Raw genomic sequence first — 23,692 nt, 5'->3', positions numbered from 1 at the left:
GCATTTCCTCTTGCTCCGAGATTTCCGCTTTCCGGGTTTCAGCTTTCCGCTTTTTTTCTCGCCCGCGGTCCAAACGGCTCCGGTTGAAACGGGCCGTCGCGTAGCTGCAAGTACGCCTTTGTGCCTTGGGTGGCGCGGGTTTCGTCGAGGGGACGGCGAAACTCTTCGCGCAGCATCATGTGCGCGGGTAGCGAAAGCGTCTCGTCCATCGCCAGGGCGTCGCGCAGGCCCATCATTTGCAAGCCCATGGTCGAGATGGCCAGATTAATCTTCACTGTCTCCGGCGGGACTTTGGCGATCCGTTCGACAACGGAGAAACATTCTTCAAGCAACTGGTCCACCGGCACGACTTTATTGACCAAGCCGATGCGCAGCGCTTCTTTGGCGTCGACGTGATCGCCGACGAGACCGTAACGCAGCGCATTTTTGAAACCTGCCAGCAGCGTCCACATAAACGTCGTGTTGGAGCCGTGGCGCACTTCGGGTTGGGCGAAAACGGCATCCTCCGCGGCGATGGTCAGATGGCTGTAGAGCGCCAGCCAACAACCGCCGCCCATGGCCCAGCCGCGCACTGCGGCGATCACCGGTTTGGTGAATTCGAAAATGCGAATCAACTTCACATCGTCGACGCCCCAGTAGCGCATCACCGCCGCGGCGCTCATGCCGCTCTGCATGCCATAGGGCCAATCCATATCGCGGCGCCGGCCGCTGGTGGTCGCCTGGTCGAAGCCGGCGCTAAAGGCGCGGCCGGCGCCGGTGATGACCACCGCGCGGATTTCCGGATCGGCTTCGGCGTTGTCCAAGGCGTCGTGGATTTCTTTGAGCATCGGCCGGGTGATCGCGTTCAACGCATCGGGCCGATTGAGCGTGATCTGTACGCCGCCGCGCTTTTTCTCGTAGATGATCTCTTTGTAATCAGGCATGGGGCTCCTCGGGAAGATTGGAGTGCTGGAGTATTGGAGTGATGGCACGTCCGGATTCGTTCACAAGATGCTCGCGCGTTATTTGCTGTAAAGCGACTTGATGTAGCCTTTCATAAAGCGGCTGGCGAGTTCGCGATTCCTGCGCAGGAACGCGCGGCTGGTCTCCAGCGTATTTTGCAAATAGTAAATTTCCATGTTGGCCGGGTCGGCGATGTTGACGTAGCCGCGGTCTTCGGCAACGAAAAACGTCGGCATGGTGAGGACCGCGGCGTCGACACCGCCTTTGTCCAGGCTGGCGAGCATGGCCGGCGACGAGCCCAGTTTCAGCATCTGCACGTCTTCGGTTTTCATGTTGAGACCGAGGCGCGCGCGCTCCTGCGCATGAAGCGGCCCCGAACTGATCAAAGTAAGTAGAAGGATAGTGAAAAATCGTTTGAGCGAACCCAACATCGTCGAGAAACCTCGCGAAAATTGCTGGAATAAGATGATCCCGAACCTATGCGAAACAGCTCGTTGCCGTCAAGGGAATCAAGAAAAAATCGACTCGATGTCGCCGTTTGAGTCTGTCTTTTGAGCTGAGTACAATAATCGTTCTGACCGGATCAAACCTGGTTATCTCCACACCGCATCGACGAACCCCGACTGCTTCAGCTCGTTGACATAGCTGTTGTCAAAGTAAGCGCTCACCGGCGTCGCTTGCGCGGCTTTGGTGTCTATCATGTTGAGCTGGGCCATGCGTTGGACCATGGACTGAATGACGTTCTCTGGAACGGCGGGGTCCTTGGCGAAATTTTCGGCCACGTACAAAAAACTCTGGCGCAGCAGCTCCGGGTCGGTGATGCCAAGGTATTTGCCGATCAGCCGCTTGGTAAACTCCTCGTTGACCGCGGCCTGTTTGGTGCCTTCCACGGTGGCTCTGATCAAGCGCAAGACCACATCGCGATTCTTCGCCGCGTAGGACCTTCTGGCGACGATGCCTTGCGACAGAAAACCGCTGCCTAAGGCACGCAAGTCTTTCGGCGCCGCCAACTCGCGATAACCTTCTTTGAGCAAGCGAAAGGTGTGTGGCGGTGACAAAACCGCGCCGTCGAGGGCGCCGCGAATCAGCGCGGCGACGGCTTCGGGGAAACCGCCGAGCTGCAGCACGGTTACGTCTTTTAAACTATTTCGCTCGAGCAAAGTCTTGAGCGCGAAGTCGGTCACCGAGCCGAAGCGGGTGATGCCGATGCGCTTGCCCGAAAGCGAGCGCAGCTCGCGGACGTCGCTGCGCACGATTACCGATTGGGTGAAATAGGGCAGCAGCGCGGTGATTTGGATGATGTCGCCGCCGCTCAAAACGTTGGTGATGACCGCCGGGCCGCCGAAGCCGGCGAAGTTGGCGGCGCCCGAGAGCATCGATTGCACCATGACGGCAGAGGCCCCGACGTAGACCATGTCGACGGACAGCCCGTGCTTCTCGAAGAGCTTGGCTTCTTTGGCGACCAGGAACGGCACGCTGTTCAAACCCAGCGGACCGTAGGGGAAGGGCAGCTTGATGAGTTCTTGGGCAGATGTCGAACTAGAGATTAGCAGTGCTGCCAACACTGCTGCTGCGAAATTTTTCATCAATTACATCGCTCCTTGTGCATAGCTCGTCGCCGGCCCCCACGTTTGCGGGCGCGATGAATGGCGCCCCTACATTAGGTCTCTAGCGCCAGGGTGCGTGTTTAGTCAAGAAAATCTTTTTGGCGTCTTGCCAACGTAAACCACTTCAACTATGCATCGATCAATCGATTCAAAGGAGTGTTGAATGCCGAAACTCAAAGTAAACGATATCGAGCTTTACTACGAAGAACACGGCCAAGGGCGGCCCATGGTGTTTCTCAGCGAAACCGCCTGCGATGGCGAGGTCTGGAAGATCAATCAGGTCGGCGAGTTTTCCAAAGATCACCGGGTGATCACCTTCGACTACCGTGGCACCGGCCAATCGAGCAAGCCATCGATCGACTACACGACCAAGATGTTTTGCGACGATCTGGTTGGGCTGATGGATTATTTAAAAGCCGAAGATGCGATCGTCGTCGGCCACTCGATGGGCGGGCGGGTCGCGCAGCTCTTGGCGCTGGATCATCCGAAGAAAGTGCACAAGCTGGTGCTGGCGTCGACTGGCGCGAGCTACCCGCTGACTAAAGGGTTGCCGCTGAAGATCATGAAAGAGATGATCGAGTGGGGCTACGACAAATACGAGCGCGATCATACAATTCTAGTCGGCTGGACCGAAGAGTACGCCAAGCAGCACCCGGAGAGGATTGAAGCCTATTTAAAAGTTAGAATGACGAATTTGTGCCCGGTGGAGTTTTATCTGCGCCATTTGATCGCGCGCCAGAGCCACGACACCAGTCAGCGCTTGAAAGATATCAAACAGCCGACCTTGATCCTGGTCGGCGACGGCGACACCAACATGACCAGCGAAATGAACCACCGTATGTCAACGGAAGTGTTGGCGAAGGGAATAGTGAACTCCAAGGTGGTGCTTCTCGCCAACGAGCGGCATAGTTATTTTTTCTCCGAGCCGGATGTAGCGCATCGGGCGATCCGCGAGTTCCTCCATGGGTAGGGGCGACCGGCGGGTCGCCCGTTCGTGCAGAGAACGCAGAGGTTTCGGAATCGGAGAATTAACCGCAAAAGGCGCAAAAAGCACAAATGTAATCCCGCTTAGGGGCGCGATTTATCGCGCCCGCCTGACGTCACAGGAGACGAGATGCCAACCGCAAAAGTCAAAGACGCCGACATCTATTACGAAGAACAGGGCCAAGGGCCAGCGTTTCTATTTTGCAGCGAGACTGCGGCCTCCGGTGAGATCTGGAAGATTTTCCAGGTGCCGGAATTTTCCAAAGACCATCGGGTGATTACGTTCGATTATCGCGGCACGGGAAGGTCGAGCCGGCCGTCGATCGATTATTCGACGCGGATGTTCTGCGACGATGCGGTGGCGGTGCTCGATCATTTGAAGATTGACCAGACAACGGTGCTTGGCCATTCCATGGGCGGGCGGGTGGCGCAGTTGATCGCTCTGGAATATGCTGCGCGGGTGAAAAAATTGATTCTGGCATCGAGCGGCGCATCGTTTCCCGGGCAGCCGGGTTTGCCGCTGCTCATGTGCCAAGAGATGATCGAGTGGGGCTATGAAAAATACGTCCGGCAGCACACCATCGAAGTTGGCTTCACCGAAGAGATGCAGAAAAAATATCCCGAGCGCATCGAAGAGTTCTTTCGGCGCCGGTTGGAAAATATTGGCTCGGTGGAATTTTATCTGCGCCATGTGATTGGCCGCCAAGGTCATGACACGAGCGCACGCTTGAAGGATATAAAAGTCCGGACGCTGGTGTTGGTCGGTGAAGCCGAGGGCGATCCGAAATCGGCGATGAGCCATCGGACTTCTTCGGACATTCTTGCCAAAGGCATTCCCAATGCCAAGTTCGTTATGATTCCCAAGCAAAAGCACAACTACTTCTTCGTCGAGCCGGAGGCGGCGCACAAGGCGATCCGCGAGTTTCTTTCCGTTTAAACGAACCGGATTCAGAATTTCTCGCGCAGAGGCACGCGCAAATTTTGTAGGGGCGATTCACGAATCGCCCCTCGGCGGCGTGATCTCGATCAGGATTGCTTCCGGGTCGGCGCCCCAGCGCCAGGGTAGGAGAACGCTGCCGAGGCCGCGCGAGACTACCAAGAGCGAATTTTCAAACGAGTACATGCCTTCGTCGAGGCAGTAGCGGCTCTGGCGGATCAGGGGCGGGCCGTTCGGTAAACGAATCTGGCCGCCGTGGGTGTGGCCCGAAAGCGTCAGCGGCACGTTGTGAACGATCGCCTGGTAGAAGTGATCCGGGTTGTGGGCGAGCAAGAGATGCGGCTCGCCGTGGCGGGTGCACAGTTGCGGCCAGTTCGGTTTACCAAGGATCAGATCGTCGATGCCGCCGAGGACAAAGCTACCGGCGCCATGGTTTATGCGAACCGCGTCATTGCACAAAGCGCGAATGCCGATCGCGTTTAGATCGTGCTCGATGATCTCCGGTGTGGCGCTGAAATAATCATGGTTGCCGAAACAGAACCAGGCGCCCAGGGGCGCTGCGGTGAGGGGTTTCATGGCACCGAGGATCGGCTTTGCCTCGTTTGAATTGCCCGAGACTAGATCGCCGCCCAGGGCGACCAGGTGGGGCTCAAGCTCCATGAGTTTATGAATGATCCTGGCAAAGGTTTGGGGTTGCAGAAAGATACCGGCGTGAATATCGGTCAGCAAAAGCAGCCGCAGCGGCGCGACAGTCTTCGGCCAACCGGCCGGTGCAATCTGGGTCTGCGAAAGCGTGAAGCGCCGCTCCAGTTGCCAGCTATAGGGGTTCCACAGGCGCGCAAGATGAGGGAAGAGAAAGCGCGAAACGAAGATGTCCAAATTGCGTTCAACGACTTTGATCACCCCGCGATTGGGATCGATGCGGCGCCGCTCTTGACCGGTTATCGGGTGTGCTGGGGGAAGTTGGCGGCGCTGCATGGAGTGTTCTCAAGGGCACGTTGATCCGAGGGAGTAGCCAAGTAAAATCAGAGACCGTGGCTCGCGCGGCGATCAGCCGACTGGAACGTATCCAACGCCGACACCGGATAAATGTAATTGGCCGGCGCGTGATCCGCCAAATCGCGCAGCTTTACCGCGCCAGGGCGCGGAGCCTCTTCGCGCCGGTATTCACTGCGCCCAAGGCGGCTGTCCTCTTTGATAAAATCGACCGGCGGATCGCTATGTATAGCGCCGTGGCGATCGATGTAGCGAAGCTCGCCGCGGTGACAAAATCCCAACAGCTCGGGTGGCACGCGCGCGACCAGATCGCAGCAATCGACGTAGCGCAGCCATTCCACGCCCTCCAGGGCCGCGCAGAAATCGCCGTCACCGACCCGCGGCGTGCCAAAGGTGATGAGCCGCGCCGGCTTGTAGACGCTGGCCGCCAAGGTCGCCAAAGCGCCGCCGAGGCTGTGACCGGTTAACAACCTGCGGCCCGGGTGATCGATCAGCCAGTGATCTAGGGCCGCGCACAAGCGATTGAAAGCAGTGCAAAAGCCGGCGTGGGCCCGGCCGCCAAGGGGCCACTGCCTTGGCCAAATTTTCAGGTCGGTGACGATGTCGTTCAGAGAGCGCGTCGTGCCGCGAAAGCAGATCAGCGTGGCGGCCGGATGGGCGGCGGCGAAGGCCTGCGAGCCGGCGCAGTCAAAGAATTCCATTTGGTCGAAGCCGAGCGAGCGGAACATCAGCCGGATTTCCTGGGCCGCCATGGCACTGCTTTCGAACCGTTTGTAGACCAAGCGCGAGGCTTCCGCGCACAATAGCTCGTCGCTACATGGGCCGGCACGGAGCATCGGCGCCGCGGCGCTGGGACGGTAGAGCGCGGTGCGGCTCGAATCGTAGGGGACAGTGCGCATCGTCTTCGCTTGGCTCAGGATTTCAAATTACAGATTCCAGATTCCAAATGGAACATAGAAGCTCGATCGAATGTTCACGCAAGAGCGTCCGGAGTGAAGGGAACAGAGCCGCGCTGCGACGCTGGCATGTGGTGCAATTCGCAACGCTGCGAAAGTTGCTGGCATAGCCGTCTTTTTTTGGGCAGCTTTACAACCCCTTGGTAGTATGTTAAAAATCTGAGCAACTAAAACGAAAGAGAGAAGAAGAGCGGATTAATCATGGCAATCGCTCAGCAAGAAAAGCGCGGAGTCGTCGAGGGTTATAGGCTGCATCAGACCGACACCGGCTCCCCTGAAGTGCAGGTCGCCCTGCTCAGCCAGAGAATCGAACATCTCACCGAGCACTTCAAAATCCATCTGAAAGATCACCACTCCCGCCGTGGTCTTCTGAAGCTCGTCGGGCAAAGACGCAGGCTTTTGGATTATCTCAAGAATAATGATTTCGCGAGATATCAAAGCCTGATCGGTCGCCTTGGGATAAGGAAATAGTTATTCCAAGACAGCGCTCCCGCCGCATTCGCCTCCGTTATTCCGTTCAGCATTCAAAGGGCCTACACATATGATGAAGAGAGTGGAATTAGATTTTCACGGCCGACCTCTATCCGTTGAAGTCGGCAAGCTCGCCAAGCAAGCCGATGGCGCCGCGCTAGTGCAGTACGGTGAAACCGTCGTGCTGGTTACCGCGGTGGCGGCCAAAGAGCTCAAGCTCGATACCGATTTCTTCCCGTTAACTGTTGATTATCAAGAGAAAACCTTCGCCGCGGGGAAGATCCCAGGCGGTTTCTTCAAGCGTGAGGGACGGCCGTCGGAAAAAGAAATTCTGACCTGCCGCCTAATTGATCGGTCGATTCGGCCGCTGTTTGCCGAAGGGCTGCGCTGCGAGACCCAAGTCATCGCTACGGTGCTTTCCGCCGATCGTGAGAACGATCCAGATATAGTCGCCATGTTGGGAACCTCCGTGGCCCTGCATGTTTCGGATATTCCGTTTAATGGGCCGCTTGCTGGGGTGCGCATCGGCCGCATTGGCGGCAAATGGGTCATGAACCCAACCCAAAGCGCCCTCGAAGAAAGCGACACCGATATATTTCTTTCGGGCAGCCGCGACGCGATTGTAATGGTCGAGGGCGGCGCGCGCATCGTCCCCGAGGATGAAATCTTAGAAGCGCTGTTTGCCGGCCATCAAGCGATTCAGCCGCTGCTCGATTTGCAGGAGGAGTTGCGTGCCACCCTGGGTAAGCCGAAGCGAGTCGTGCCGTTGGCTGAGCTCGACCACGGCGTTGTCCGCCGAGTTGAAGAGCTGGCCTCGGCAAAACTCAAGGCGGCTCTAGAGATCCCCGAAAAACTCGAACGTTATAAACGCATCGCCGAAGTAAAAAGTGAAGTAGTGCCGATGGCCGCGAGCGAGTTTCCGGAAAAGAGCAAGGACATCAAGGGCGCCTTTGAGGAGCTCAAGCGCAACACCTTCAGAGGGCTGGTTATCCAAAAGGAAAAGCGCATCGACGGGCGCGGGCTGAAGGACATCCGGCCGATTACCTGCGAAGTCGAGGTGTTGCCGCGCACCCACGGCTCGGCGCTGTTTACCCGCGGCGAGACCCAAGCGCTGGTGGTCGCCACGCTGGGCACCGCCTCCGATGAACAGCGCGTCGACGCGCTCTTGGGTGAGCACTTCAAGAAATTCATGATGCACTACAACTTCCCGCCATTTAGCGTCGGCGAAGTTAAATTCTTGCGTGGGCCCGGCCGGCGCGAAATCGGCCACGGCAATCTGGCCGAACGGGCGCTGGTACCGGTGTTGCCGCCGGAAGAAGATTTTCCCTATACCATCAGAATCGTTTCCGAGATTCTCGAATCCAACGGTTCGACCTCGATGGCGAGCGTCTGCGGCGGCTCGTTGTCGCTGATGGACGCCGGCGTGCCGGTTGTTGCACCTGTGGCCGGTATCGCCATGGGCCTGATAAAAGAGGGTGAGGCCGTTCGTGTGCTATCCGATATTCTCGGCGACGAGGATCACTTGGGCGACATGGACTTCAAAGTTGCTGGCACCGCCGATGGCGTCACCTCGCTGCAGATGGATATCAAGATCAGCGGCGTCAACCGCGAAATCATGCGCCAAGCTTTAAACCAGGCCAAAGAGGGGCGCATGCACATTCTCGGCATCATGAACCAGACGATCTCGGCCGGGCGCTCCAATGTCTCCGGCCATGCGCCGCGCATCATCACGCTACGCGTCAAACCCGACAAGATCCGCGAGATTATCGGCCCCGGCGGCAAAGTCATCCGCGGCATCATCGAAGCCACCGGCGTCAAGATCGACGTTGAAGACGATGGCACCGTGACGATTGCGTCGAGCGACGAAGCGGCGTCGAAAAAAGCCATCGAAATGGTGCAGTCCATCGCGGCCGAGGCCGAAGTCGGCAAGATCTACCGGGGCACCGTGCGCAAGATCGTCGAGTTCGGCGCATTTGTCGAAATTTTCCCGGGAACCGACGGCCTCTTGCATATCTCGCAGATCGCCAATGAGCGCATCCGCAAAGTCACCGATGTGCTGAAAGAGGGCGATGAGGTGATGGTCAAAGTTCTGGAAGTCGACAAGCAGGGCAAGATCCGCTTAAGCCGCAAGGAGGCGATGGCCGAGACCGGCGAGGGCGTCAACTAATTTGGAGAAAATATTCACCGCGAAGACACGAAGGTCACGAAGTTCAGAAAAGAGTTTATATCCTTATTATTCTTACCTTTGGGTTCGTCGTGCCTTCGTGGTGAGTTTAGAATTCATCAATGTTTTGCAAAAGCGTCCTCGATAACGGCATCCGGGTTGTCTCCCATGAGATGAGCGATCATCGCTCGGTGAGTCTCGGCATCTGGGTCGAGAGCGGCTCACGCCACGAGTCCCAAGCGCAGAACGGCATTTCCCATTTCATCGAACACTTGCTCTTCAAGGGCACCGAGCGGCGTACCGCCGCACAGATCGCCGAAGAGATGGACGCGGTGGGCGGGGTGTTGAATGCCTTCACCGCCAAGGAACACACTTGCTACTACGCCAAAGTTCTCGACGAGAATCTGCCGCTAGCGCTCGATTTATTAACCGATATTTTTCTGCACTCGAATTTTGACGTCGAAGAGATCGAGCGCGAGCGCTCGGTGATCCTCCAGGAAATCTCCCAGGCCGAGGACACGCCCGACGACTACGTGCACGATCTTTTCAACGTCGATTTCTTCACCGATCATCCGATCGCGCGGCCGATCTGCGGCCGGGCTGAAACAGTGATGAGCTTTCAACGGCAGGATTTCTTGAATTTCTTCAAAGAGCGATATCGTCCGCGCCGCGTCGTAGTCGCGGCGGCCGGCCATCTGCGCCATGACGAGCTGGTCAAAGAAATTCAGGCGCGCCTCGGTTCGGTGCGTGATGAGCGCGGTGCGGCTGCAGCGCTCGACGGCGACCGGTTGCCTGGCATGGGCAGCGGGCTCTATCCCCATGCAAAAGAACTCGAGCAGGTTCATCTCTGTTTGGGGATGGCGGCGATCTCGCAAACCCACCCGCAGCGCTACGCCGGCTACGTCTTGAATACTCTACTCGGCGGCGGCATGAGCTCGCGTTTGTTCCAAGAAGTCCGCGAGAAACGCGGCAAAGCTTATTCGGTTTATTCATTTGCGTCATCGTACAAGGACGTCGGTTATTTTGGCGTTTACGCCGGCACGAGCTTGGATTCGACGGACGAGGTTGTCGATCTGATTTTGAAAGAGTTGGACAAGTTGGCGGCGGGCGGTATTTCGGCCGACGAACTCGGCCGCACCCAGGGACAACTCGTCGGCAGTATGATGCTCGGTTTGGAATCGAGCGATTCGTGGATGAGCCACATTGCGCGCAACGAGATTTATTTTGGCAAGAACGTTACCACTGATGAAATCGTGCAAAAGATCCGCGCGGTTTCGCGCGAAGATGTTATCGAGCTGGCGCGCCAATTGTTTCATTCCGGCGGCATGACCCTAACACTGCTCGGCGACTTCCAAAAAGATTTCAAACTCGATAGTTTCACCTTGAAGCACTGATCCGCGACACGGGCGTGTTGACGGACGGTTGCGGACCTCTCGGAGTCCTTCGACAAGCTCAGGACGAACGGAGAGGAGGCACAAATCCGTCCATGCTGAGCCGTCGAAGCATGTTTCCCTTTAGTTTTTTGTTTCGTGGATCAAGTACGCATTCAAATCAAACGGGTGCGCCCGTCTGCGGTGTTGCCGGAGTACATGACCGAAGGCGCTGCCGGCATGGATCTGTGCGCGGACATCGATTCGTCGATGGAGATCGGTCCGATGGAGCGCAGGTTGATTCCCACCGGGATCGCGATCGCTTTGCCGATCGGCTTCGAAGCGCAGATTCGGCCGCGCAGCGGTTTGGCGTTGAAGCAGGGTTTTACGATGGTCAATACGCCGGGGACCATCGATTCCGACTATCGCGGCGAAATTCAGATCATCGCCATCAACCTCGGCACCGCGCCGATCACCATCGAGCGCGGCCAGCGCATTGCGCAGATGGTCGTGCAGCGGGTGGCGCGAGCAGAATGGCTGGAAGTGGCAGAGCTGCCGTCGACCGAGCGGCAGGACGGTGGGTTTGGACATACCGATAAAAAATAGGTTTCGAGTTCCGGGTTTTGGGTTTGGAGTTGAAGCGTGGTTTGGGCGCAGGCCATCGAACTCGTAACCTTGAACAGCGTGAGCGACGAATGATTGAGCGCTATACAAGACCGGAGATGGGCCGCATTTGGTCCGAGGAAAACGGCTTTCAAAAGTGGTTGGAAGTCGAGATTCTAGCCGCCGAAGGTTTGGCGCAGCTCGGCAAAGTTCCGAAAGCGGCGATCGCGCGCATCCGCAAAAAGGCCAAGTTCAACGTTAAACGCATCCGTGAGATCGAACGCGAAGTGAAGCATGAAATCATCGCGTTTTTGAGCTCGGTGGCGGAGTCGATCGGCGATGATGCGCGTTATTTACACGTCGGCATGACCTCGTCCGATGTCATGGACACGGCGCTGGCGCTGCAGTTCAAAGACGCTTCGGCGATTCTCGTCGACGATATCAAAGCCTTGATGAAGGTGTTGCGCCGCCAAGCCTGCAAGTACAAATGGACCGTGCAAATCGGCCGCACCCACGGGGTGCATGCCGAGCCGATTACCTTCGGGCTTAAGTTTGCGCTCTGGTATCAGGAGATGGCGCGCAACTTGGCGCGCTTGGAAAGAGCCACGGAAGATATCTGCGTCGGGCAGATCTCCGGCGCGGTGGGCACCTTTGCGTCGATATCGCCCAAGGTCGAAGCCTACGTTTGCCGCAAGGCTGGCTTGAGACCCGCGCTGGTGTCCAATCAGATCATTCAGCGCGATCGCCACGCCTGCTATTTCGCTACGCTGGCCGTGATCGCCAGCTCGCTGGAAAAATTTGCCGTCGAGGTGCGCCACTTGCAGCGCACCGAGGTGCAAGAAGCGGAAGAGCCCTTTACCGCGGGGCAGAAGGGCTCGTCGGCGATGCCGCACAAACGCAATCCGATTCTCTCCGAGAACGTTGCCGGCATGGCGCGCTTGATGCGCTCCTATGCGTTGGCGGCGCTGGAAAACGTGCCGCTGTGGCATGAGCGCGATATCAGCCACTCGTCGGTGGAGCGGGTGATCGCGCCGGACGCGACCATTGCGCTCGATTTCATGCTGCGCCGTTTGACCCACGTGCTGGCCAATCTAGTGGTCTATCCGGAAAACATGCGGCGCAATCTTGAGAAGAGCGGCGGCACGGTGTATTCGGAGAAGATTCTCTTGGCGCTGGTTGACAAGGGCATCGCCCGCGATGCGGCCTATCGCATGGTGCAGCGCCACGCGCTCAAAGTCGGCCGCGAAGGGGGCGACTTAAAGCGCGAGCTGTTGGGCGATGCGGAGATTCGCCGGCACCTGTCGGCAAGGGAGATCGAAGCGGCTTGGGGTGTGAGGCACCACCTGGCCAACGTTGACTTCATTTTCCGGCGCGCTTTGCGCTAAGACGGCCCTATGAAAGTTTGCTCTTATGCGTGTTAAGATATTCATATCGCTCAAGACCGGCGTCCTCGATCCCCAGGGAAAAGCGATCGAGCGCTCACTGCACACGATGAGCTACGTCGAAGTCCGCGACGTGCGAGTGGGAAAATATCTTGAGCTGGAAATCGATGCCGATTCGCGGGCCAGCGCTGAAAGCCGCGTCCGTGAGATGTGCGACAAGCTCTTGGCTAATCCGGTGATTGAAGACTATCGGTTTGAGATTCACGAATGAACATCGGGTTTGAGAGACTCAAGCCTCATGCCTCGTAACTAAAGGTTTGGTTTATGCGTTGGGGTGTCATTGTCTTTCCCGGCTCGTGCGACGATCAGGACGTCTTTGACTGTCTGAAAAACGAGATGGGCCAGAAGGTGCAGTTTCTTTGGCACAAGGACGAGTTGGCGGGCCGCTTCGACTGTCTGGTGCTTCCCGGCGGCTTTTCCTACGGCGATTATTTGCGCTGCGGCGCCATGGCGCGTTTCTCGCCGATCATGGGCGGCGTAGTCAAATTTGCGCAAAGCGGTGGATTGGTCCTGGGGATCTGCAACGGCTTTCAAATTCTTTGCGAATCGGGGCTCTTGCCCGGAGCGCTGGTGCGTAACAGCAATCTGCAGTTTATCTGTGAGCCGGTGCATTTGCGCGTCGAAGAAACCGACGCGCCGTTTAGTCGCGAAATGAAAAAGGGCCAGCTCCTGAAGATTCCCATCAAGCATGGCGAGGGTTGCTATTTCGCCGATAGCGCGACCCTCGAACGGCTGCAGAAGAATCGCCAGGTATTGTTGCGCTACGTCGATGCCAAAGGCAAACCGGCGGCGGCGGCCAATCCCAATGGCTCGCTCGACAACATCGCCGGCATCTGCAATGAAAAGCGCAACGTTTTTGGTCTGATGCCTCATCCGGAGGACGCTTGCAGCAAGCTCCTCGGCAGCGACGATGGTTTGAAAATCTTTTCTTCCATCGCGGCGGCCTGCGTGGAAAGAGAAACCCGCCATGGCTGAAGCGGTCAAGATTTTTGCCCAGCCGACGGTCACACCTGAGCTCGTCGCGAGCCATGGGCTGGCGCCCGACGAGTACGAAAAGATCGTTCAAATGCTTGGCCGCGCGCCCAACTACACTGAGCTGGGTGTGTTCTCGGTCATGTGGTCGGAGCATTGCAGCTACAAAAGCTCACGCGCTTACCTGAAACTGCTGCCCACTGAGGGTCCCTACGTTTTGCAGGGACCGGGGGAAAACGCCGGCGTGGTCGATATCGGCGACGGCCTCGCGGTGGCGTTCAAGATGGAAAGCCACAATCATCCCTCGTTCATCGAGCCCTATCAGGGCGCCGCCACGGGTGTCGGCGGCATCCTGCGCGACATTTTCACCATGGGCGCGCGGCCCATCGCTTCGCTCAACTCCTTGCGCTTTGGCGCCATCGATCATCCGCGCACGCGCTATCTCGTTGCCGGCGTGGTCGCGGGCATCGGCGGCTACGGCAACTGCATCGGCGTGCCGACGGTCGGCGGCGAGGTCTATTTCGACGAGTGCTACAACGCCAATATTCTCGTCAACGCTTTCACCCTCGGCATCGTCAAGAAGAAAAAGATTTTCACCGGCATCGCCAAAGGCATTGGCAACCCAGTGATCTACGTCGGCTCGAAAACCGGCCGCGACGGCATCCACGGCGCCACCATGGCGTCAGAGTCGTTCTCGGAAGAGAAAGAGCAGCGCCGCCCCACCGTGCAAGTGGGCGATCCGTTCACCGAGAAGTTGCTGTTGGAAGCGTGCCTAGAGCTGTTCGAAAAAGATCACATCATCGGCATCCAAGACATGGGCGCGGCCGGTTTGACCAGTTCCTCGTCGGAAATGGCCGGCCGCGGCGGCTGCGGCATCGAGCTCGACCTGTCACTGGTGCCGATGCGCGAAACCGGCATGACGCCCTACGAGATTCTCCTGTCCGAATCGCAGGAGCGCATGCTGCTGGTGGCCAAGCAGGGCACCGAAGCGGAGATCAAAAAGATTTTCGACAAGTGGGATCTCGATGCCGTGGTGATCGGCCGCGTCACCGACGACCATATTTTCCGCGCGCGCTTTGACGGCGTCGAGGTAGCGGCGATTCCGATTGACGCACTGACCAAGGAAGCGCCGGTTTATCGCCGCCCGGCAGAGCGCCCAGCGCGCCACGACGAGCTGGAACAACTCGACTTCGCCACCATCACAGAACCGAAGGACCTCGGCGCGACGTTGAAGACGCTGCTCGCCTCACCCAACATCGCCTCCAAGGAATGGGTCTATCGCCAATACGATCACTACGTGCGCAGCAACACGGTGGTGGCACCCGGCGCCGACGCGGCGGTCGTGCGCGTCAAAGGAACGAAGAAGGCGCTGGCGCTCACCGCCGACTGCAATAGCCGCTACTGTTATCTCGACCCCTACGTCGGCGGCGTCATCGCAGTGGCCGAAGCGGCGCGCAATCTAGCCTGCGTTGGCGCGCGGCCGGTTGGCTTGACCGATTGTTTGAATTTTGGCAGCCCGGAGAACCCGGCGGTCATGTGGCAGTTCTCCCAGGCGATCAACGGCATGCGTGACGCGTGTTTGGCGCTCACCGTGCCGGTGGTGAGCGGCAACGTCAGCTTCTACAACGAAACCGACGGCGTGCCGATCTATCCGACGCCGACCATCGGCATGGTGGGACTGATTAACCATATCGACAAAGTAATGACACCGTGGTTCAAGGCGGCGGGCGATTTGATTGTGCTCTTAGGCCGAACCCGCGAAGAGTTGGGCGGCAGCGAATATCTGAAGCAGGTGCACGGTTTGACCCGTGGCACACCGCCCTGGATCGATCTACAATTGGAGCGCGCGGTGCAGCGCTGCTGCGTCGAGGCGATTGAGCAGGGGGTTTTGCGCTCGGCCCATGATGTCTCGGACGGCGGCTTGGCGGTGGCGCTGGCCGAGTGCTGCATGGGTGGCGCCGGCAAGCCGATTGGCGCGCGCATCGAGACCCATGAGATGATTCGCGGCGATGCTTTGCTATTCAGCGAATCGCAGTCGCGGATTGTCGTCTCTTTGGAAGAAAAAAACTTGGCGCCGCTGGAAGCCCTGGCCGCGCAGCACAACGCGCCGCTGCAAGTAATCGGCAGCGTCGGCGGTCAGCGACTTTCGATTCAGCCGTTCCTGCAACTGGCAGTGGACGAACTGCACAGTGTCTGGGCCAATGGTTTGACCGCGAAGTTGAAATAGCCATGAACGATAAGTTTCACGAAGAGTGCGCCGTCATGGGCGTGTATGGCCATCCCGAAGCGGCCAACATGGTCTATCTTGGCCTCTATGCGCTGCAGCACCGCGGCCAAGAATCCTGCGGCATTGTCTCCTCGGACGGCAAAGGATTGATCTCGCACCGCCAGATGGGACTGGTTGCCGATGCGTTCAAAGAAGACGTCATCAAACATCTCGAGGGCGGCTTTGCCATTGGCCACAATCGCTACTCGACCCAGGGCCAGAGCCATCTAAAAAATGCCCAGCCCTTCGTGGTCGAATATTCGCAGGGGCCGATCGCCATCTCGCACAACGGCAATCTTGTGAACGGCGCGCTGTTGCGCAGCGAGCTAGAGAGCGCGGGCTCGATCTTCCAGTCAACCTCCGACACGGAAGTTATCATTCATTTGATTGCTACATCCAAAGAGCCGACGCTGATGGGGCGCATCGTCGAAGCGCTGTCGCGCGTGCGCGGTGCCTATTCGCTGCTGTTCTTGACTCTCGATAAGATGATCGCGGCGCGCGATCCCTACGGTTTTCGGCCGATGGTGTTGGGCCGTTTTCCCGACGGTAAAAACCGCGGCGCCTACGTGATTGCCTCGGAAACCTGCGCTCTCGATCTCATCGAAGCGGAGTACGTGCGCGAAATCGAGCCTGGGGAGGTCGTCACCTTCGGGCCCGATGGCATGGAGTCGCTCAAGCCGTTTCCGCCGGTGGCGGCGGCGAAATGCATTTTTGAGTATATCTATTTTGCCCGGCCCGACAGTAATCTTTTCGGCCACAACGTTTACCAAGTGCGCAAAGCACTGGGGCGCCAGCTGGCGCGCGAGAGCGGCGTTGAAGCCGATCTAGTGACTCCGGTGCCCGACTCGGGCGTGCCAGCGGCGATCGGCTACGCCGAAGAGTCGAAGATCCCGTTGGAGTTCGGCTTGATCCGCAACCACTACGTCGGCCGCACTTTCATCGAGCCGCAGCAGTCGATCCGCCACTTTGGCGTTAAGATCAAGTTGAACGCGCAGAAAGAAGTGTTGAACGGCAAACGCGTCGTGGTTGTCGACGACTCCATCGTGCGCGGCACCACCAGCCGCAAAATCATCCGCATGCTGCGCGACGCCGGCGCCAAAGAAGTGCACATGCGCATTAGCTCGCCGGCAACCATCAGCCCGTGCTACTACGGCATCGACACACCAACCCGCGGCGAGCTGATCGCCTCGACCAATTCCACCGAAGAAATTCGCCGCTTCATCGAATCCGACACGCTCGCCTACTTGAGCCGCGAAGGCATGTACACCTACTTCAACGGCCAGAAAAAGGGCCACTGCGACGCCTGTTTCACCGGCAACTACCCGGTCCATTTCGAAGACGAAGGCCACACCCGCCAACTCCACTTGTTCGACGCGGTGAGCCGATAGCCGCACCGCTTGGGTGGACTCTACTTCCTTGCGTTGTTTTTGTGCAGTAACTCTTCGATGAAACTCTGCGCTTCGGTGAGATTGTAGGCGTAGAGCCGGCGTGCCTCGGCAATGGCGACGAGCTTCTGGCCGCTTTCGACCAGCTCTAGCAAGCGATTTTCCTGATCTTCGCGGGTTAGTGTGTCGTTGACGGTGAGATCTTTGGTTGCTGATTCGGCGGGGCGCACCAGCGTGTGACGGGTGAGTGCGTCGAGGAAGACGTCAGCGGCGGGCACGACACCCCATTCGATCATTAGCCGCTTCATGGTTGGCAAGCGCACGGGAAAATGGTGGTAGCGCGTCGACGGGCGCTCGGCGCCGATGCGGGTTTTCGCCAGGACGGTGTCTTGCTCGCTGGCGATGGCGATCGCCAGTTGGCGGCTGTCGCCGTTGAGCTCCAACTCGACCACGCGGCGCTTGCGGGTGGTCTCGGTGGGGCGATTGTCTTCGTCGCGATCGGCGACGCGCTGCACTTCATGGATCAATTTTGCCGTGGCAATTTCGCTGTAGGGTATGAACACCACCACGTGGTCGTCGGCGGCGAAGTGGGCGTTTAGATAGGAGCGAAATTTGATGAAGAGCCCGTCGCCGGTCATGCGCACGAGCCAGTTAGTAGACTGGAAGCGAGCGATGATGGCTTTGTGGTATAGCAGCAGCCCGATCACAATGACGCCGGCTATGAAGTAGCCGAGCCAGCTTAGCGTGACGTTGCCGAGGTAGATGGCGAGGGCCGCGGCACAAAGCACTAGGCTCGCGCCGCCCAAGGCGCGGGCCCGCGAATAGCCGAAGCTGCGATCCTGATCGCGCAGCGGTACTTCAGAAAGGCGCAGCAGCTGCATGCAAGCGGAGTGGAAACTTAACTGTCGTTGATCTGCGACTTCAATCGAGTAAAAAAATCGCCGATGCTGCCGTTGTCGACGAAGTCGGCGTAGTCATCCAAGGGCGTCGGGTCGCGGTTGACGATCGCCAGCAGCGCCCCGCCGCGTTTGGCGATGACGGGAAAACTGGCCGCCGGCTGCACCTGCAGCGACGAGCCGACGACGATGAAGATCTCCGCCGCTTCGCTCCACTGCTGGGCGCGCTGCATGGCGGCCTGCGGCATCGATTGGCCGAAGGAGACGTTGGCCGATTTCAAAAAGCCGTCGCAGTCACCGCAGCGCGGCGTCGGCAAAGTCTCGTTCCAATCCTCGTAGTGGTCCTTGGGTGCGTAGCGCTTGCCGCATTGTAGGCAGGTGACCCAGCGGTCGGTGCCGTGCAGCTCGACGAGTTTCTCTTCTGACGTGCCGGCGAGCTTGTGCAGGCCGTCGATGTTTTGCGTGATCAATCCAAGCAATTGGCCGCGCGCTTCAAAATCGCAGATGGCGTGGTGGCCGTTGTTGGGCTTGACGGTTTTGAAAAGCTCGTAGGTGGCTTTTTTCAATTGCCAGTGCTGCACGCGCGCGGCTTCGCTGGCCATGAAGTCTTGAAACAGGACCGGCTGATACTTCGTCCAGACGCCGCCCGGGCTGCGGAAGTCCGGCACGCCGGATTCGGTGCTGATGCCGGCACCGGTGAAAAAAACTAACTGCTGCGATTGCCTGACGCGCTCGGCAAATTCTCTGAAAGTCATCGTGCTACTTGGGCCGCGCCGGCTTGTTGGGCTGCGCGGGAGCCGCCGGTTTGGACGGCACGGCAGGGGCCGACGGCGCGCTCGGCTCCTGCTGAATGTCGACGACTTTGACATCGAAAACCAGCGTCTTGCCCGCCATCGGATGATTCATGTCGAGCACCACGGTGTGCTCGCGGATTTCATGAACTTTGAACACGCGCACCCGGCCCTGTCCTTCGGGGCGGGCGATTTCAGCGCCGACTTTCATGGCGTTGGGTGGCAGCTCGGTCTTGGGAACTTCTTTGCGCTTATTAAAGTCGACCAGGCCATAGGCATCTTGCGGCTTGACGACCACATGTTTTTCCTCGCCGACTCTCATGCCGGCCAACGCGCGTTCCAAGCCTGGAATCATCTCCCCCGTGCCGTGTTTGTAGACCAGGGAAAACTTGCCTTTGTTAGATTCGATGAGCTTGCCGTCTTCGCCCTTGAGCGTGTACTCGATGCCCACGCGCCAGCCGTCTTGCACGACGCGGGTCGCGGTAGCTTTCTCGGCGCCGTGGACAGTGCCGAGCGCCGCACAGAGCGCGACGCCCAGCAAGGTTAAATGCCAATGTTTCATAGCGCTATTCTTCGCGGCGCAGCGTGCCTTTGAATTGCTCGAGGGTCATCTTGCCGGTGACCATACGTTCCATGTCGGAGGCGCTGACGTAGTGGCTCCAGTCGCCGATCTCCACGTCCCAATGAAAGATTGCGCCGAGCGCCGGCAGCTCCACCGGTAGCTTGGCGTCTTTGTGCGAGAACGAGATATCCTTGCCGCGGTAGACGCCGCGCACATCGGCCTGCTGTTTTTTGCACCAGTTGAAAACGTCCTCGAAGGTCATCATTTCCCCGCCGCGGCTTTGACTGGGTTGAGCAAGTGTTCTTTCAAGCTCGTGTGCACGCCGTAAATGACTTTGCCGATTTTGGGTTTTTTGCGCGGCTCGGTGGAGACCTGGTAGAGAATCAAACGCTCGGTGCCGGTGTTGTTGAGCTGGTAGAAAAATCCGGCGGGAACATGGACGGCTTGGTGCTGCTTGAGGCGATACTCTTCGCCTTCTTTGAGGCCTTTCATGGTGCATTCTCCCTGGACGACAAAAAAGGTGTGATCCGATCCGGGGTGGCAGTGGAGCTCGTCGTTGACGCCGGGCTCGTAGCTGTTGAGCGCGATGTGGACCAAGTCGGTCTGCGTCGGCCGCGCATAGTTGCGTCCGGTGGGTTTGCCCCATTGGGCCTGCTTCTCGGCATCGACTATCGTGATCTTATCGATCTTTGGCATGCTTCGCCTCCCGAAAATTGTTAACCGGGAGTGTACCGGAGATGTTCCCTGAAACTCAAGCGCGCCACGTTGACAATGGCGGCGCCATAATTCTATTTACTACGAAAGACTTAATCTCGGAGGTTGTGTGAAAAGAGTTCTCGTTTTCCTGCTCCTAAGCATTGGAATGGTCATCGACCAGTCGGCCAAGGCAGCGGTGCCGACGACGCTTGCCGAGCTGGCCAAATATGCCGGTGCCGACCGCGAGCGGATTCTCTACGAGGGCGCTAAAAAAGAAGGGAAATTGGTTTGGTATACCTCGTTGGTGCCGCACAAAGAGATCGCCAAACTTTTCACCGAGCGCTACCCCGGCGTTGCGGTGGATATTTATCGCGCCGACGGCGTGCTGTTGTCGAGCCGTATCACCGCTGAGACCCAGGCGCGGCGCCATCTCTTCGACGCCATCGAAACCACGCCGCCGCCGCTGATGCCGCTGCGCGATGAGCAGATGTTGATGCCCTATTACTCGCCGCATCATCGCAACTATCCGGAGCACGCCAAGGAAAAAGCCTCGGGAAACCTGACATGGTGGAGCACCGACCGCGAGTCGCTGATCGGCGTTGGTTACAACACAAAGGCCTTTCCGGCGGCGGAGTTGCCGAAGCGATTCGACGACCTGCTGAAACCGTATTTAAAGGGCAAGATGTCGGTGGCCAACAATGAAACCGGCGCGCGCGCCATTGGCGCGATGATCAAGGCCAAGGGCGAAGATTTCGTGCGCCGTTTAAAGGAACAAGAAGTCCGGCCCCACGCCACCAGCGCGGCGGGGTTGGCGGACATGATCATCCGCGGCGAGGTGCCGATCTCGTTCACCATGGTGCAGACCAACTTGACTCAGCCCGCCGCCAGCCGCGGCGCGCCGGTGGCGTGGGTGCCGATGGAGATCGTTGCCGTCAACGCCGGCGGCGCCGCCGTGTCGGCCAATGCGCCGCACCCGCACGCGGCGCTGTTGTTCACCGATTTTCTGCTAAGCCCACAGGGGCAGAAGATGTACGCCGAAAAGCTCTTCTACACGAGCGCCGCGAAAAAAGTGAACTACGAAAAGTGGTATCCGGAAAAAGGGCTCACGACCGCGGAATACGACGAACGCTCGCAAGCGTGGTTGAAGCTGTTGCGTGAGATTACTCGCAAATAACTCTAGGCAATAGGCAGTCGGCAATAGTCCGGAGTTTCTGAATTCTTACTATTGCCTGCTGCCTATTGCCTCTATCTTAGAATCTCGGTCAACTTGGGAATCAGCGTTTTGTCGAGGGCGAACAGCTCGCGGATGTTGCGGTCGAGCGTCGCGCCGTCGAGCGGATTCAAGTCGAGCTTGGCGCGCTTCAATTCGGCGCCGAATTCCGGATCGCGCATGGTGTCCATGAAGGCTTTGCGCAGGATCTCGACGCGATCCTTCGGCGTGCCGGGCGTGATGACATAGGGGCGGGCGGTGGCGCCGAAATTGTTGATCACCGCCTGGACGAGTTTTTTGCCCACCTCGGTTTTTGCATAGTCGATCACCAGCGGCACATTGGGCAAGTCCGGATGGCGCTTGCCGGCGGCTTGCAGCAAGACCACCGCATCGCCGCTTTGGGTTTCCTGCGGCCAGGTCGAGACCATCGATTCCCAGGCGTTGGCGACACCATCCACTTCGCCGCTGTTAAAGGCCAAGCGGATCACGGCGCTGCCTTTGTAGCCGGAGACCACTTGCAGCGGCAGGTTGAGCGCGTCCTTGGCGATCTTCGGGATCGATTCGTTGGCCGAGCCGGGGCCGGTGCTGCCAAATTTCACCGGCGTGGGATGGGCGAGCCATTGCTCGATACTCTTGATGCCGGTGCGTTTGTGGACGATTAAAAGCTGCGTGTCTTGCGCCGGCGCGCCGATGTATTCGAACTTGCGGCCGTCGAACTCGATGCCCGGTTTGCCGATCAACTGATCGACGAACATCGTGCCGATGGGCGTTGCCATCGTCAGGCCGTCGGGCTTGGCGACTTTGTAGACGTGATTGACGCCGATCAGCCCGCCGGCGCCGGTCATGTTGTCGACGACGAAGACCGGGTTGCCGGGAATATATTTGCCCATGTGCCGTCCCATAATGCGCGAGTAGATGTCGTAGCCGCCGCCGGCGGCGAAGGGGACGATGATGCGGACGGTTTTACCTTTGAAAAAACTTTCTTGGGCGGCCAGGGGACTGAGCCACAAAAGAGATAGGACGGATCCGACGGATAGGACCGAGCGGACGGATCTAAACCAATTGCTTTTCATGGTGCTCCTCTTCCTCATGGCAGAAAGCTCAAGTCCATGAGCTGCTGCGGCGTGTAGTTTTTCGCCCGCGGGTCTTCCAGGATGGCGGCGTCGATGACGAGCTGGGTGCCCTTCACGGTGGGCCGGCCGTCGTCGGGCATGGCTTTGCCGTTGTTGACATAGCCGGCTTCGAGCGCTTCGCGGTCGGCCAGCCGCTGCAACTGCTGGCTTTTCTTGAGCGCTTCTTCCTTGTGGGTTTTGAAATAACGAATCGACTCGACGTAGGCGCGCATGAAGCGGCGCAGCATGTCGGGCTGGGTCTTGATGGTGTCTTCGCGGGCGATGATCGCGATGTGGGTGTAATCGATTTCTTTTTCGACGAAGTTCAACAGGACATTGTAACCCATCTTGCGCGCCACCACGGCTTGCTCGATGTTGAAAAGCGTGGCGTCGACCGTGCGCGCTTTCAACGCCAGCAGGCGGCTTTCCGGCGCACCGGCTTGCACGATCGTGATATCGCTTTTGGGATTCAAGCCAAACTCCTGCGCCGCCAAGCGCGCGATGAAGTCGGTGTTGCTGCCGAAACGGGTGATGCCGATTTTTTTGCCTTTGAGCTGGGCGCCGCTCTTGATCTCCGGCTGCGCGAGCAGGGTGAAAGGAATGCGGTTGTTCATGCCGCCGATGATCTTCACCTGCGCGCCGTTCATTACGGCGGCGAGCATCGGCGTGGCGCCGCCCATCAGTAAATCGAGACTCTTGCCGATCAACGCTTGAATCGTCGTGGCGCCGCCGAGTATCAAGATCGGCTCGACATTCATGCCGTGCTTGAGAAAAATGCCGGCGTCTTTGCCAACGTACACCGGCATCTCGCTGGAAAAGCCGTTGTGGGCGATGCGGATGGTGGTCGGCTCGGCCGCCAGCGCAACCGAGGCGATGCAGATGCTGGCGGCGAGGCTTAAGATGACGGCGGTTGTCAACTTGAGCTTCATTTGCTTGGCAACATAACCGAACTGCGGGCGCGACATCAACTCAAAGTCGCAAATGGGATTGCGGCCAAGTCGCAATCATATTGACTTGGGCAAGCCAAAAGCCATAAATTGCGCCCATCATGGCAGCCGACGAGAAAGCCGTTGCACTGGCGGGGCAGTCTCTTTCCGGTGCGACCGGGGAGCTCGCCGCGCCGCGAAAAAGAAGCGCGTCGAGCACGGCAGCGCGTACCCTGGGGCTGCGGGCCGTTTCGATTGCCGCCATGACATTTGTTTGGTGGCTGTTGACCTTCTTCTATCCGCCCAGCCTGATCCCGCTGCCGTCGAGCACCTTCAACGAAGTGGTGTCGATCATGACGAGCGGCCAGTTCTTTGCCGAGATGGGCGCGACGCTGCGCCGCGTC

At 58.5% G+C, this 23,692-nt stretch carries 25 protein-coding genes; 13 read left to right on the top strand and 12 right to left on the bottom strand.

Translation table 11 applies throughout. The annotated features are described in order from the left end of the window. Positions 1 to 38: 38 nt before the first annotated feature. The 3 genes from FJ145_16955 to FJ145_16945 all read right to left on the bottom strand — a co-directional run bounded on the left by FJ145_16955 (position 39) and on the right by FJ145_16945 (position 2,528). Positions 39 to 923 carry an enoyl-CoA hydratase/isomerase family protein gene (locus tag FJ145_16955; GenBank protein MBM4263107.1) on the bottom strand — a complete coding sequence of 295 codons (885 nt, stop codon included), beginning with the start codon at positions 921 to 923 and terminating at the stop codon, positions 39 to 41. 78 nt (positions 924 to 1,001) lie between these two features. Then, a complete protein-coding gene (locus FJ145_16950) occupies positions 1,002 to 1,373 on the bottom strand; it encodes a hypothetical protein (protein MBM4263106.1) in 372 nt (123 codons plus the stop codon). 162 nt (positions 1,374 to 1,535) lie between these two features. Then, positions 1,536 to 2,528, bottom strand: coding sequence for an ABC transporter substrate-binding protein (locus FJ145_16945; GenBank protein MBM4263105.1), 993 nt, complete (start codon positions 2,526 to 2,528; stop codon positions 1,536 to 1,538). A 184-nt stretch (positions 2,529 to 2,712) separates the two neighbouring features. Between FJ145_16945 and FJ145_16940 the strand changes: the two genes are divergently transcribed. Both FJ145_16940 and FJ145_16935 read left to right on the top strand, forming a co-directional pair. Then, entirely contained in the window at positions 2,713 to 3,519 is an 807-nt protein-coding gene (locus FJ145_16940) for an alpha/beta hydrolase (protein MBM4263104.1), read from the top strand. 144 nt (positions 3,520 to 3,663) lie between these two features. After that, a complete protein-coding gene (locus tag FJ145_16935; GenBank protein MBM4263103.1) occupies positions 3,664 to 4,470 on the top strand; it encodes an alpha/beta hydrolase in 807 nt (268 codons plus the stop codon). A gap of 57 nt (positions 4,471 to 4,527) precedes the next feature. On the opposite strand, the gene FJ145_16930 is transcribed toward FJ145_16935, so the two are convergent. Further along, entirely contained in the window at positions 4,528 to 5,448 is a 921-nt protein-coding gene (locus FJ145_16930; protein ID MBM4263102.1) for a hypothetical protein, read from the bottom strand. A 47-nt stretch (positions 5,449 to 5,495) separates the two neighbouring features. Continuing rightward, on the bottom strand, positions 5,496 to 6,365 hold the full coding sequence (locus FJ145_16925; GenBank protein ID MBM4263101.1) for a lipase family protein: 870 nt from the start codon (positions 6,363 to 6,365) through the stop codon (positions 5,496 to 5,498). A 258-nt stretch (positions 6,366 to 6,623) separates the two neighbouring features. Between FJ145_16925 and rpsO the strand changes: the two genes are divergently transcribed. The 9 genes from rpsO (at position 6,624) to FJ145_16880 (ending at position 17,098) form a co-directional block, all read left to right on the top strand. Further along, positions 6,624 to 6,893: a 30S ribosomal protein S15 gene (gene rpsO / locus FJ145_16920; GenBank protein ID MBM4263100.1), complete on the top strand. Its 270-nt coding sequence runs from the start codon at positions 6,624 to 6,626 to the stop codon at positions 6,891 to 6,893. A gap of 70 nt (positions 6,894 to 6,963) precedes the next feature. After that, on the top strand, positions 6,964 to 9,060 hold the full coding sequence (pnp, locus tag FJ145_16915; GenBank protein ID MBM4263099.1) for a polyribonucleotide nucleotidyltransferase: 2,097 nt from the start codon (positions 6,964 to 6,966) through the stop codon (positions 9,058 to 9,060). Positions 9,061 to 9,179: 119 nt separating this feature from the next. Next, positions 9,180 to 10,451 carry an insulinase family protein gene (locus FJ145_16910; GenBank protein ID MBM4263098.1) on the top strand — a complete coding sequence of 424 codons (1,272 nt, stop codon included), beginning with the start codon at positions 9,180 to 9,182 and terminating at the stop codon, positions 10,449 to 10,451. A 135-nt stretch (positions 10,452 to 10,586) separates the two neighbouring features. Beyond that, positions 10,587 to 11,033: a dUTP diphosphatase gene (locus tag FJ145_16905; protein ID MBM4263097.1), complete on the top strand. Its 447-nt coding sequence runs from the start codon at positions 10,587 to 10,589 to the stop codon at positions 11,031 to 11,033. Between the two features lie 89 nt (positions 11,034 to 11,122). Next, positions 11,123 to 12,415, top strand: coding sequence for an adenylosuccinate lyase (locus FJ145_16900; protein MBM4263096.1), 1,293 nt, complete (start codon positions 11,123 to 11,125; stop codon positions 12,413 to 12,415). Between the two features lie 25 nt (positions 12,416 to 12,440). Next, positions 12,441 to 12,683, top strand: a complete 243-nt coding sequence (gene purS, locus FJ145_16895; GenBank protein ID MBM4263095.1) for a phosphoribosylformylglycinamidine synthase subunit PurS — start codon at positions 12,441 to 12,443, stop codon at positions 12,681 to 12,683. Positions 12,684 to 12,736: 53 nt separating this feature from the next. Further along, complete coding sequence (gene purQ / locus FJ145_16890) at positions 12,737 to 13,447, top strand: phosphoribosylformylglycinamidine synthase subunit PurQ (protein MBM4263094.1); 711 nt, start codon at positions 12,737 to 12,739, stop codon at positions 13,445 to 13,447. Next, positions 13,440 to 15,671 carry a phosphoribosylformylglycinamidine synthase subunit PurL gene (gene purL, locus FJ145_16885; protein MBM4263093.1) on the top strand — a complete coding sequence of 744 codons (2,232 nt, stop codon included), beginning with the start codon at positions 13,440 to 13,442 and terminating at the stop codon, positions 15,669 to 15,671. Before purQ ends, purL begins: the two co-directional genes overlap by 8 nt. A gap of 2 nt (positions 15,672 to 15,673) precedes the next feature. Continuing rightward, the gene (locus FJ145_16880; protein MBM4263092.1) at positions 15,674 to 17,098 is read left to right on the top strand and encodes an amidophosphoribosyltransferase; all 1,425 of its coding nucleotides are present in this window, start codon (positions 15,674 to 15,676) and stop codon (positions 17,096 to 17,098) included. A gap of 20 nt (positions 17,099 to 17,118) precedes the next feature. Here FJ145_16880 and FJ145_16875 read toward each other — a convergent pair whose 3' ends face one another. Genes FJ145_16875 through FJ145_16855 form a run of 5 tightly spaced genes read right to left on the bottom strand, consistent with a single transcriptional unit; the run spans position 17,119 to position 20,040 of the window. Continuing rightward, on the bottom strand, positions 17,119 to 17,976 hold the full coding sequence (locus FJ145_16875) for a hypothetical protein (GenBank protein ID MBM4263091.1): 858 nt from the start codon (positions 17,974 to 17,976) through the stop codon (positions 17,119 to 17,121). A 17-nt stretch (positions 17,977 to 17,993) separates the two neighbouring features. Then, the gene (locus tag FJ145_16870) at positions 17,994 to 18,860 is read right to left on the bottom strand and encodes a hypothetical protein (GenBank protein ID MBM4263090.1); all 867 of its coding nucleotides are present in this window, start codon (positions 18,858 to 18,860) and stop codon (positions 17,994 to 17,996) included. Continuing rightward, positions 18,751 to 19,344 (bottom strand): peptidylprolyl isomerase, encoded by a 594-nt coding sequence (locus tag FJ145_16865; GenBank protein ID MBM4263089.1) that lies wholly within the window; start codon positions 19,342 to 19,344, stop codon positions 18,751 to 18,753. Before FJ145_16865 ends, FJ145_16870 begins: the two co-directional genes overlap by 110 nt. A gap of 4 nt (positions 19,345 to 19,348) precedes the next feature. Beyond that, positions 19,349 to 19,609 (bottom strand): hypothetical protein, encoded by a 261-nt coding sequence (locus FJ145_16860; GenBank protein MBM4263088.1) that lies wholly within the window; start codon positions 19,607 to 19,609, stop codon positions 19,349 to 19,351. Then, positions 19,606 to 20,040, bottom strand: coding sequence for a cupin domain-containing protein (locus FJ145_16855; GenBank protein MBM4263087.1), 435 nt, complete (start codon positions 20,038 to 20,040; stop codon positions 19,606 to 19,608). The genes FJ145_16860 and FJ145_16855 overlap by 4 nt, the downstream gene beginning before the upstream one ends. Positions 20,041 to 20,167: 127 nt before the next feature. Here FJ145_16855 and FJ145_16850 point away from each other — a divergent pair, with 127 nt between their 5' ends. Further along, positions 20,168 to 21,214, top strand: a complete 1,047-nt coding sequence (locus FJ145_16850; GenBank protein MBM4263086.1) for an extracellular solute-binding protein — start codon at positions 20,168 to 20,170, stop codon at positions 21,212 to 21,214. A gap of 71 nt (positions 21,215 to 21,285) precedes the next feature. Here the strand turns inward: FJ145_16850 and FJ145_16845 are convergent, their stop codons facing one another. Both FJ145_16845 and FJ145_16840 read right to left on the bottom strand, forming a co-directional pair. Then, positions 21,286 to 22,341, bottom strand: a complete 1,056-nt coding sequence (locus FJ145_16845; GenBank protein MBM4263085.1) for a hypothetical protein — start codon at positions 22,339 to 22,341, stop codon at positions 21,286 to 21,288. Continuing rightward, the gene (locus tag FJ145_16840; protein MBM4263084.1) at positions 22,338 to 23,327 is read right to left on the bottom strand and encodes an ABC transporter substrate-binding protein; all 990 of its coding nucleotides are present in this window, start codon (positions 23,325 to 23,327) and stop codon (positions 22,338 to 22,340) included. Before FJ145_16840 ends, FJ145_16845 begins: the two co-directional genes overlap by 4 nt. A gap of 83 nt (positions 23,328 to 23,410) precedes the next feature. Between FJ145_16840 and FJ145_16835 the strand changes: the two genes are divergently transcribed. Then, positions 23,411 to 23,692, top strand: a 282-nt coding sequence (locus FJ145_16835) for a hypothetical protein (protein ID MBM4263083.1), incomplete at its 3' end; no start/stop codon positions are given.

It is taken from the genome of Deltaproteobacteria bacterium, from assembly GCA_016874755.1.
Classification (GTDB): Bacteria; Desulfobacterota; Binatia; order UBA9968; family UBA9968; genus DP-20.
Note: the sequence above shows the minus strand (reverse complement) of the source record. Positions and strands in the feature narration are given on the sequence as shown.

Bases quoted from the DNA above. Each gene is read 5' to 3' on its own strand.
- FJ145_16955 (MBM4263107.1), bottom strand. From the start codon at position 923: ATGCCTGATTACAAAGAGATCATCTACGAGAAAAAGCGCGGCGGCGTA.
- FJ145_16950 (MBM4263106.1), bottom strand. From the start codon at position 1,373: ATGTTGGGTTCGCTCAAACGATTTTTCACTATCCTTCTACTTACTTTG.
- FJ145_16945 (MBM4263105.1), bottom strand. From the start codon at position 2,528: ATGAAAAATTTCGCAGCAGCAGTGTTGGCAGCACTGCTAATCTCTAGT.
- FJ145_16940 (MBM4263104.1), top strand. From the start codon at position 2,713: ATGCCGAAACTCAAAGTAAACGATATCGAGCTTTACTACGAAGAACAC.
- FJ145_16935 (MBM4263103.1), top strand. From the start codon at position 3,664: ATGCCAACCGCAAAAGTCAAAGACGCCGACATCTATTACGAAGAACAG.
- FJ145_16930 (MBM4263102.1), bottom strand. From the start codon at position 5,448: ATGCAGCGCCGCCAACTTCCCCCAGCACACCCGATAACCGGTCAAGAG.
- FJ145_16925 (MBM4263101.1), bottom strand. From the start codon at position 6,365: ATGCGCACTGTCCCCTACGATTCGAGCCGCACCGCGCTCTACCGTCCC.
- rpsO (MBM4263100.1), top strand. From the start codon at position 6,624: ATGGCAATCGCTCAGCAAGAAAAGCGCGGAGTCGTCGAGGGTTATAGG.
- pnp (MBM4263099.1), top strand. From the start codon at position 6,964: ATGATGAAGAGAGTGGAATTAGATTTTCACGGCCGACCTCTATCCGTT.
- FJ145_16910 (MBM4263098.1), top strand. From the start codon at position 9,180: ATGTTTTGCAAAAGCGTCCTCGATAACGGCATCCGGGTTGTCTCCCAT.
- FJ145_16900 (MBM4263096.1), top strand. From the start codon at position 11,123: ATGATTGAGCGCTATACAAGACCGGAGATGGGCCGCATTTGGTCCGAG.
- purS (MBM4263095.1), top strand. From the start codon at position 12,441: ATGCGTGTTAAGATATTCATATCGCTCAAGACCGGCGTCCTCGATCCC.
- purQ (MBM4263094.1), top strand. From the start codon at position 12,737: ATGCGTTGGGGTGTCATTGTCTTTCCCGGCTCGTGCGACGATCAGGAC.
- purL (MBM4263093.1), top strand. From the start codon at position 13,440: ATGGCTGAAGCGGTCAAGATTTTTGCCCAGCCGACGGTCACACCTGAG.
- FJ145_16880 (MBM4263092.1), top strand. From the start codon at position 15,674: ATGAACGATAAGTTTCACGAAGAGTGCGCCGTCATGGGCGTGTATGGC.
- FJ145_16875 (MBM4263091.1), bottom strand. From the start codon at position 17,976: ATGCAGCTGCTGCGCCTTTCTGAAGTACCGCTGCGCGATCAGGATCGC.
- FJ145_16870 (MBM4263090.1), bottom strand. From the start codon at position 18,860: ATGTCAAAGTCGTCGACATTCAGCAGGAGCCGAGCGCGCCGTCGGCCC.
- FJ145_16865 (MBM4263089.1), bottom strand. From the start codon at position 19,344: ATGAAACATTGGCATTTAACCTTGCTGGGCGTCGCGCTCTGTGCGGCG.
- FJ145_16860 (MBM4263088.1), bottom strand. From the start codon at position 19,609: ATGATGACCTTCGAGGACGTTTTCAACTGGTGCAAAAAACAGCAGGCC.
- FJ145_16855 (MBM4263087.1), bottom strand. From the start codon at position 20,040: ATGCCAAAGATCGATAAGATCACGATAGTCGATGCCGAGAAGCAGGCC.
- FJ145_16845 (MBM4263085.1), bottom strand. From the start codon at position 22,341: ATGAGGAAGAGGAGCACCATGAAAAGCAATTGGTTTAGATCCGTCCGC.
- FJ145_16840 (MBM4263084.1), bottom strand. From the start codon at position 23,327: ATGTCGCGCCCGCAGTTCGGTTATGTTGCCAAGCAAATGAAGCTCAAG.